Annotated in this window: 9 protein-coding genes; 7 read left to right on the forward strand and 2 right to left on the reverse strand. The window is 39.0% G+C overall.

Going from position 1 to position 7,917, the window contains the following annotated elements:
• Nucleotides 1-11 precede the first annotated feature (11 nt).
• The 3 genes from GZA11_RS12870 to glnA all read left to right on the forward strand — a co-directional run bounded on the left by GZA11_RS12870 (nt 12) and on the right by glnA (nt 3,217).
• Complete coding sequence (locus GZA11_RS12870; protein WP_163184125.1) at nt 12-1,280, forward strand: methionine gamma-lyase family protein; 1,269 nt, start codon at nt 12-14, stop codon at nt 1,278-1,280.
• 199 nt (nt 1,281-1,479) lie between these two features.
• Entirely contained in the window at nt 1,480-1,854 is a 375-nt protein-coding gene (locus tag GZA11_RS12875) for a MerR family transcriptional regulator (protein ID WP_204317770.1), read from the forward strand.
• Between the two features lie 28 nt (nt 1,855-1,882).
• Nucleotides 1,883-3,217, forward strand: a complete 1,335-nt coding sequence (gene glnA / locus GZA11_RS12880; RefSeq protein WP_163184129.1) for a type I glutamate--ammonia ligase — start codon at nt 1,883-1,885, stop codon at nt 3,215-3,217.
• 54 nt (nt 3,218-3,271) lie between these two features.
• Here glnA and lexA read toward each other — a convergent pair whose 3' ends face one another.
• Complete coding sequence (gene lexA, locus GZA11_RS12885) at nt 3,272-3,895, reverse strand: transcriptional repressor LexA (RefSeq protein ID WP_038541344.1); 624 nt, start codon at nt 3,893-3,895, stop codon at nt 3,272-3,274.
• A gap of 159 nt (nt 3,896-4,054) precedes the next feature.
• Between lexA and yneA the strand changes: the two genes are divergently transcribed.
• From yneA to tkt, 4 genes are all read left to right on the forward strand, one after another.
• Nucleotides 4,055-4,378: a cell division suppressor protein YneA gene (gene yneA, locus GZA11_RS12890; RefSeq protein WP_163184131.1), complete on the forward strand. Its 324-nt coding sequence runs from the start codon at nt 4,055-4,057 to the stop codon at nt 4,376-4,378.
• 4 nt (nt 4,379-4,382) lie between these two features.
• Nucleotides 4,383-5,030, forward strand: coding sequence for a YneB family resolvase-like protein (locus GZA11_RS12895; protein WP_038541350.1), 648 nt, complete (start codon nt 4,383-4,385; stop codon nt 5,028-5,030).
• A gap of 80 nt (nt 5,031-5,110) precedes the next feature.
• On the forward strand, nt 5,111-5,341 hold the full coding sequence (locus GZA11_RS12900; RefSeq protein ID WP_038541352.1) for a DUF896 domain-containing protein: 231 nt from the start codon (nt 5,111-5,113) through the stop codon (nt 5,339-5,341).
• Between the two features lie 379 nt (nt 5,342-5,720).
• A complete protein-coding gene (tkt, locus tag GZA11_RS12905) occupies nt 5,721-7,727 on the forward strand; it encodes a transketolase (RefSeq protein WP_163184133.1) in 2,007 nt (668 codons plus the stop codon).
• 63 nt (nt 7,728-7,790) lie between these two features.
• Here tkt and GZA11_RS12910 read toward each other — a convergent pair.
• A partial coding sequence (locus GZA11_RS12910) for an IS3 family transposase (protein WP_163183607.1) occupies nt 7,791-7,917 on the reverse strand: 127 nt, incomplete at its 5' end.

Below are 7,917 nucleotides of genomic sequence, written 5' to 3' on the forward strand. Positions count from 1 at the left end.
AAAAATACAGCATGTTTCAACAGTTAAAAAACGGGGAAAAAATTCAGCCGATTGTGAGTGAAGTGGAAAAGCAAATTGCGGCTGTTCATCAAGAAATTGAAAGAAGAATTGAATCCAATCAATTTAGGGTACTACAAAGCTTTCAAAAGCATAGGGTAAGTGATTCGCATTTTATTCCATCTACAGGCTACGGTTATGATGACATCGGTCGAGACACGTTGGAAAAAGTATATGCAGATGTTTTTGGCGGAGAAGCTGGGCTCGTCCGGCCGCAAATTATCTCTGGGACACATGCCATTTCGATCGCTTTATTTGGTGTCCTTCGCCCAGGGGATGAGCTTCTTTATATCACCGGAAAACCTTATGATACATTAGAAGAAATTGTCGGTATTCGAGGCAGCGGGGTTGGCTCTCTCAAGGAGTTCGGAATTTCCTACAACAGTGTTTCCTTAACGGAAGAGGGAAAGATTGATTGGGATATGGTCGCTAAAATGATCAAGCCGAATACAAAAATGATCGGAATTCAACGTTCCAAAGGGTATGATGTACGACCATCATTTTCTGTAGCAGAAATCGGAGAAATGATTCAATTTGTAAAAGAAATCAAGCCAGATGTGGTTGTGTTCGTTGATAATTGTTACGGGGAATTTGTGGAAGAGTTGGAGCCTTGTCACGTTGGTGCCGATTTAATGGCCGGGTCACTTATAAAAAATCCTGGAGGCGGTTTGGCAAAAACAGGGGGATACATTGTTGGTAAAAAGAAATGGGTAGACGCTTGTTCCTACCGAATGACATCCCCTGGAATTGGTGCCGAAGCCGGAGCTTCCCTTTATAGCTTGCAAGAAATGTATCAAGGATTTTTCCTCGCACCACATGTAGTTGGCCAAGCATTAAAAGGGGCAATATTCACTGCAGCCATGCTGGAGAAATTGGGAATGAATTCCACACCAAAGTGGGATGACAAACGAACCGATCTAATCCAAGCCGTACAATTCGAAGATCGGGAAAAAATGGTTTCTTTTTGTCAAGCCATTCAATTTGCCTCGCCAATTAACTCTTATGTCACTCCTCACCCTAGCTATATGCCGGGGTATGAAGACGATGTCATTATGGCGGCTGGAACATTCATTCAAGGCGCTAGCATTGAGCTGACAGCAGATGGTCCACTTCGACCGCCTTATGCGGCCTATGTACAAGGTGGCTTAACTTACGCCCATGTTAAAATTGCTGTCTGCTTGGCTATTGATCATTTAATAGAAAAAGGATTACTTGCCTTATAAATACAAAAAATGTTGGGATAGCGATGAGAGCTGTCCCATTTTTATTTAAAAAATCATGTTAGGTTTTCTTACATGGCATTGACATCTTTTCTAACAAGAAATATAATGACAATATGTAATACAAATTAACTCGCGAGTTAAAGGTTACTAGAAAGGTAGGAGGAGAATTTTGGTGAGTGGAAAAGAAATTCGAAGATCGATGCCGCTGTTTTCCATCGGAACGGTCATGAAGCTTACCGATCTGACCGCAAGACAAATCCGCTATTATGAAGAACACCAATTAATTTCTCCTGCACGAACAGATGGAAACAGGCGGATGTTTAGTTTAAATGATATTGATAGGCTATTAGAAATTAAGGATTTAATTGACCAAGGAATCAATATTGCGGGAATTAAGCAGTTGTTTATGGTCAAAGAACAGCAAAACGAGGTAATTGCAAAAGAAGTGAAAAAGGCGAAACGTGAAGTGACAGATGAACAATTGAGAAAGCTGCTTCGCAATGAATTAATGCATGCGAACAGATTGAAAGGTTCATCATTACGCCAAGGGGATCTATCACGTTTCTTCCATTAAATTTTTAATAAAATTGGGGGGCAGTACGATGGCTAAGTACTCAAGAGAAGATATTTTACGGATGGCGAAAGAGGAGAATGTAAAATTTATCCGTCTACAATTTACGGATATTTTAGGAACAATTAAAAACGTGGAAATTCCTATTAGTCAATTGGAAAAAGCGTTAGACAACAAAATGATGTTTGATGGATCTTCCATTGAAGGATTTGTACGTATCGAAGAGTCTGATATGTATCTTTATCCAGATTTAGATACATGGGTAATATTCCCATGGACAGCTGAAAAAGGAAAGGTTGCCCGTTTAATTTGTGATATTTATAATCCAGATGGTACACCATTTGCAGGGGATCCTCGTAACAACTTAAAACGTGTGTTAAAAGAAATGAAAGAGCTCGGCTTTACAGATTTCAATCTTGGGCCTGAACCTGAATTTTTCTTATTTAAATTAGACGAAAAAGGCGAACCAACATTGGAGTTAAATGACAAAGGTGGATACTTTGACCTTGCACCAACAGACCTTGGTGAGAATTGCCGCCGTGACATTGTTCTTGAGCTTGAAGAGATGGGTTTTGAAATTGAAGCATCTCACCACGAAGTAGCGCCTGGACAGCATGAAATCGACTTTAAATATGCCGATGCCCTAACTGCATGTGATAACATTCAAACTTTTAAACTAGTAGTAAAAACGATTGCTCGTAAACATGGTCTGCATGCAACCTTCATGCCAAAACCATTATTTGGTGTAAATGGTTCCGGAATGCATATGAATCTATCATTATTCAAAAATGGAGAAAATGCTTTCTATGATCCAAATGCAGATTTAAAATTGAGTGATACAGCTCGCCATTTCATTGCGGGTATTTTAAAACATGCAACATCCTTTACTGCCGTGACTAATCCGACTGTCAACTCCTATAAGCGTTTAGTTCCAGGTTATGAGGCACCTTGTTATGTTGCATGGTCAGCACAAAATCGTTCTCCATTAATCCGTATACCAGCTTCTCGTGGTATGAGTACACGTTGTGAAATTCGCAGTGTTGACCCATCAGCGAACCCATATCTAGCGATGGCTGTTCTACTTAAAGCAGGATTAGATGGAATTAAAAACAAACTTACACCACCTGCACCAGTTGATCGTAACATCTATGTGATGAAACCAGAAGAAAGAATTGAGGAAGGAATTGTCGATCTTCCAGCTACATTGGCTCAAGCATTAGAATTATTGAAAAACAATGAAGTCATTAAAGATGGTCTTGGTGAACATATTTTTGAGCGTTTTATCGATGCGAAAGAGATCGAATGGGATATGTTCCGTACCGTTGTACATCCTTGGGAGAGAGAACAATACTTAACAATGTATTAATAGATGGAAAAAGCCATGGTCCAATTATTTGAGACCGTGGCTTTTTTTGTAGGATTAATGAATTTGTCGATAAACGCCAATCACTTTTCCTAAAATGGATACATTTTTTAAGATGATCGGCTCCATCGTCGAATTTTCCGGTTGGAGGCGAATATAATCTTTCTCTTTGAAAAATCTTTTGCAAGTTGCTTCATTATCTTCCGTCATCGCTACAACGATATCACCGTTGTTTGCAGATTGCTGCTGTTTTACAATGACGTAATCCCCATCAAGGATTCCCGCTTCAATCATACTTTCCCCCATAATTTCCAGCATAAAAATAGATTCTCCTGCAGGTGCAAGTCTTTCTGGAAGAGGGAAATATTCTTCTACATTTTCAATGGCTGTAATTGGAAGTCCGGCAGTAACTTTACCAACGACCGGAACATTGATCACGTTATTCCTTGGGATAGATGCATCTTCATCCGCCTCTAATATTTCAATCGCTCTAGGTTTTGTAGGATCGCGTCGAATTAGTCCTTTACTTTCCAATCTAGCTAAATGTCCGTGTACAGTGGAACTGGATGCTAGTCCAACCGCTTCACCAATTTCCCGAACGGAGGGAGGGTATCCTTTCCGTTTCACTTCTTCTTTAATGAAGTCTAGGATATCCTGCTGCCGTTTTGATATTTTTACCATGATAAAATGCACCTCGTCTGGTTAATGTTGTCTTTATTATAACATGTTCTACAATAGTATACAAACATAAGTTCGAAAACTACTTGACATCAAACAAATGTTCGTACTATAATCAAAACATCAAAAAACGAACATATATTCTGTAAGAGGTGTGGTTTGATGAATAACCTATGGTCAAAATACTCTTATGCTATTATACTCTTCCTTTTAAGTGGTACTTTTGCACTTATTCTTTCGTTCAAACAAAATCCGGTACCGCAGGATCAATATATCACAGTAACTGTATCAGAAGGAGATTCCCTTTTGAAAATCGCCGGGCAATATTCCGAGCAGCATACATTATCGAATGAAGAATTTATTGATTGGGTGAAAAAATATAATAAAATGGTTGGAGATCAAATTTTTCCCGGAGATGAAATTATGATTCCTGTTAGTAAAGAAGCTCCTGCTCCAAGACAATTAGCTAGTGCTTTGGAGGAATAATTTAATGAAAGCAGTCATTTATTGTCGTGTCAGTACAAATAAGGAAACCCAAGAAACGTCCCTAGAGCGTCAGGAAGAAGAACTCATTCAACTTGCCAAACGGTACCAATTTGAAATTGATTCCATTATTAAAGAACAGGCAAGCGGATATGATTTTGATAGAGATGGGATCCTTCAATTATTAGAACGTATTAAGGACGAGGAAGTTCAAGCCGTATTAATTCAGGATGAGACAAGACTTGGTAGAGGTAATGCAAAGATTGCGATCCTTCATTGTATTTTAAAAGAGGGGATTAAGCTTTATTGTATTGCTCATAATGGAGAGCTGCAGCTTTCAGACTCCGATTCCATGGTATTGAAGATTGTAAGTATGGTCGAGGAATATCAACGAAAACTACATAATGTGAAAATTAAGCGCGGGATGAAACGGGCAATTGAAAAAGGATATAAACCCCAAAAAAACCTAAAGAATCTGGGTGTCAACTCCGGTCGTGAGAAAATAGAAGTTCCGGTTGAAGAAATTTACAAGCTAAGAGCAAATGGACTAACGTTTGCAGAAATAGCTTCCACACTTAGAGGCTTCGGATATAACATATCTAAGGCAACCGTTCATAGGAGATATCAGGAATATTTGGATAGCCAAGAGGAATAAGGGATATCCCTTGTCAAATTCATACTTTTTTTGTAAAATTAATTCTTATTGTAAGGAGTTTTTGAAAGGAATGTGCTTGAATGCTATCCAAAGAAAAGATTGCTAGAATCAATGAATTGGCAAAAAAAGCAAAAACAGAAGGTTTAACCGAAATAGAAGCTAAGGAACAATCAAAATTAAGAGCTGAATACTTAGCAGCTTTTCGTTCAAGTATGCTTGAGACACTCACTAATACAAAGATTATTGATCCGATGGGAAATGATGTTACTCCTGAAAAAATAAAAAATAGAAGAAAAAATAGGCTTCACTAACATCTGGGAATACAAGTATTTGTATTCCTTTTTTAAATAGGATAATTTTTTACATTGAGCATAGTTGAGTAAAAGCTCTTTGGGGATAGACACCTGCGCTCACGACCTATGATTAGTCATATGCCTAAGGGGTGTTCATCTATAATGATTACACTTGGAGCACATCATAAAGATGGCAATGGTAATTTGCATGGCATGTCCACCTAGCTGATTTAGGTGCTTACGCTTTACGAACATATTTCCAACACCATGTGTCAATATTAAGAACTAAGTGGTATAGATATGAAAAACTAGTTGTAATTTGTTGAATTATTTGAAGCTCCACTATAATATTAATGTTGAGGTAAGATCCTATTGTGATAAAGAAAGGATGTAATTGATGTTTAATACAGTTGACGAATTATCTGTAACCACCATTCGTACACTCTCAATTGATATGATTGAGAAGGCGAATTCCGGACATCCGGGAATGCCGATGGGTGCTGCACCAATGGCGTATACATTATGGACAAGGTTCATGAACCATAACCCAAAAAATCCTAAGTGGTTTAACCGCGACCGTTTTGTATTATCTGCTGGTCATGGATCTGCTTTATTGTACAGTATGTTACATTTATCTGGTTATAATCTATCCATGGATGATTTAAAGCAATTCCGTCAATGGGGTAGCAAAACACCGGGACATCCAGAGTATGGACATACAGAAGGTGTAGAAGCGACGACTGGTCCACTTGGACAGGGGATTGCAATGGCCGTAGGAATGGCTATGGCAGAACGTCATCTAGCTAGCGTATATAATAAAGATCGTTATGAAATTGTGAATCATTTTACATATAGCATTTGTGGTGACGGGGATTTAATGGAAGGTGTTTCTGCAGAAGCTGCTTCTCTTGCTGGACACTTGAAATTAGGCCGTTTAATTGTTCTTTATGATTCAAATGATATTTCCCTAGATGGAGACTTGAATAAATCTTTCTCTGAAAGTGTGAAGGAACGTTTTCAATCTTATGGATGGCAATATCTTCGAGTCGAAGATGGAAATAATTTAGAAGAAATTGCGAAAGCACTGGAAGAAGCAAAAAGCGATCTAGACCGCCCGACTCTCATTGAGGTAAGAACAGTAATCGGCTATGGATCACCAAACCGTGCAGGCACTTCTGGAGTTCATGGGGCACCACTAGGCAAAGAAGAGTTAAAGCTTACAAAAGAAGCTTATCAATGGACTTTTGAAGAAGATTTCTACGTTCCTCAAGAAGTGTATGATCATTTCCAAAAACTGATCGTCGAACAAGGTGAGAAAAAAGAAAAAGAATGGAACGAACTTTTTGCTGAATACAAAAACGAATATCCAGAATTAGCTACTCAGCTGGAGCAAGCATTATGTGGCGAACTTCCAGAAGGATGGGATCAAGGAATCCCTGTATATAGCGAAGGAAAAGCTCTTGCTACACGTGCTTCATCTGGTGAAGTATTAAATGGTATTGCGCAAAATCTTCCTATCCTAATTGGTGGATCAGCTGACCTTGCCGGCTCCAATAAAACAATGATCAAAGGATCTGGAGATTATATGCCAGGTTCTTACGAAGGACGCAATATCTGGTTTGGTGTTCGAGAATTTGCAATGGGTGCTGCCATGAATGGAATGGCCCTACATGGTGGTGTAAAGGTATTTGGAGGAACGTTCTTCGTATTCTCAGATTACCTACGTCCTGCCATTCGCCTTGCTGCACTAATGGGTCTACCAGTAACATACGTTTTAACACATGACAGTATCGCTGTCGGTGAGGATGGTCCAACCCATGAACCTATCGAGCATTTAGCTGCTTTACGTGCCATGCCAAACCTTTCTCTCATTCGTCCTGCCGATGCGAATGAAACGGCAGCAGCATGGAAGCTGGCTGTTGAATCAACAAATAAACCAACAGCATTAGTACTTACACGTCAGAACTTACCGACATTAAAAGGTACGGCTGAAAAAGCGTTTGAAGGCGTATCTAAGGGAGCTTATGTGATTTCTCCAGCAGGACAAGAAAATCCTGATGCGCTCCTATTAGCTTCTGGTTCAGAAGTAAGCCTTGCGATTGAAGCACAAAAAGCGTTAGCTGAGGAAGGTATTGATGTTTCAGTTGTAAGTATGCCTTCTTGGGATCGTTTCGAGCAACAATCACAAGAGTACAAAGATTCTGTTTTACCTAAGAATGTGAAAAAACGCCTAGGTATTGAAATGGGCTCATCCCTTGGTTGGCACAAGTATACAGGTGATGAAGGCGATGTACTAGCCATTGATCAGTTCGGAGCTTCAGCACCGGGTGAAAAGATCATGGATGAATTTGGATTTAATGTGAATAATGTGGTTGCACGTGTAAAAGCACTACTTCGCCAATAATTTGTTAAGAGAGAACGATGAATTAAAATGGTACCCATGTCAAGGACACTTTAAAAAAAGAGATTAAGCAGCTAGAAGATGATTCCTATACTGAATAGGGGTCATCTTTTTTAAATTCCACTGATAGCGGTAATTGTTATAGTAAACCATGTAATGATTAATTTTTGACTTCAATTCCTTCAATGTTCTT

Source organism: Neobacillus sedimentimangrovi, assembly GCF_010614825.1.
Lineage (GTDB): Bacteria > Bacillota > Bacilli > Bacillales > Cytobacillaceae > Neobacillus > Neobacillus thermocopriae.

Excerpts from the sequence above, each read along its gene's own strand:
- GZA11_RS12900 (WP_038541352.1), top strand. The coding sequence starts at position 5,111 with ATGCTATCCAAAGAAAAGATTGCTAGAATCAATGAATTGGCAAAAAAA.
- tkt (WP_163184133.1), top strand. The coding sequence starts at position 5,721 with ATGTTTAATACAGTTGACGAATTATCTGTAACCACCATTCGTACACTC.
- glnA (WP_163184129.1), top strand. The coding sequence starts at position 1,883 with ATGGCTAAGTACTCAAGAGAAGATATTTTACGGATGGCGAAAGAGGAG.
- GZA11_RS12875 (WP_204317770.1), top strand. The coding sequence starts at position 1,480 with ATGCCGCTGTTTTCCATCGGAACGGTCATGAAGCTTACCGATCTGACC.
- lexA (WP_038541344.1), bottom strand. The coding sequence starts at position 3,895 with ATGGTAAAAATATCAAAACGGCAGCAGGATATCCTAGACTTCATTAAA.
- GZA11_RS12895 (WP_038541350.1), top strand. The coding sequence starts at position 4,383 with ATGAAAGCAGTCATTTATTGTCGTGTCAGTACAAATAAGGAAACCCAA.
- GZA11_RS12870 (WP_163184125.1), top strand. The coding sequence starts at position 12 with ATGTTTCAACAGTTAAAAAACGGGGAAAAAATTCAGCCGATTGTGAGT.
- yneA (WP_163184131.1), top strand. The coding sequence starts at position 4,055 with ATGAATAACCTATGGTCAAAATACTCTTATGCTATTATACTCTTCCTT.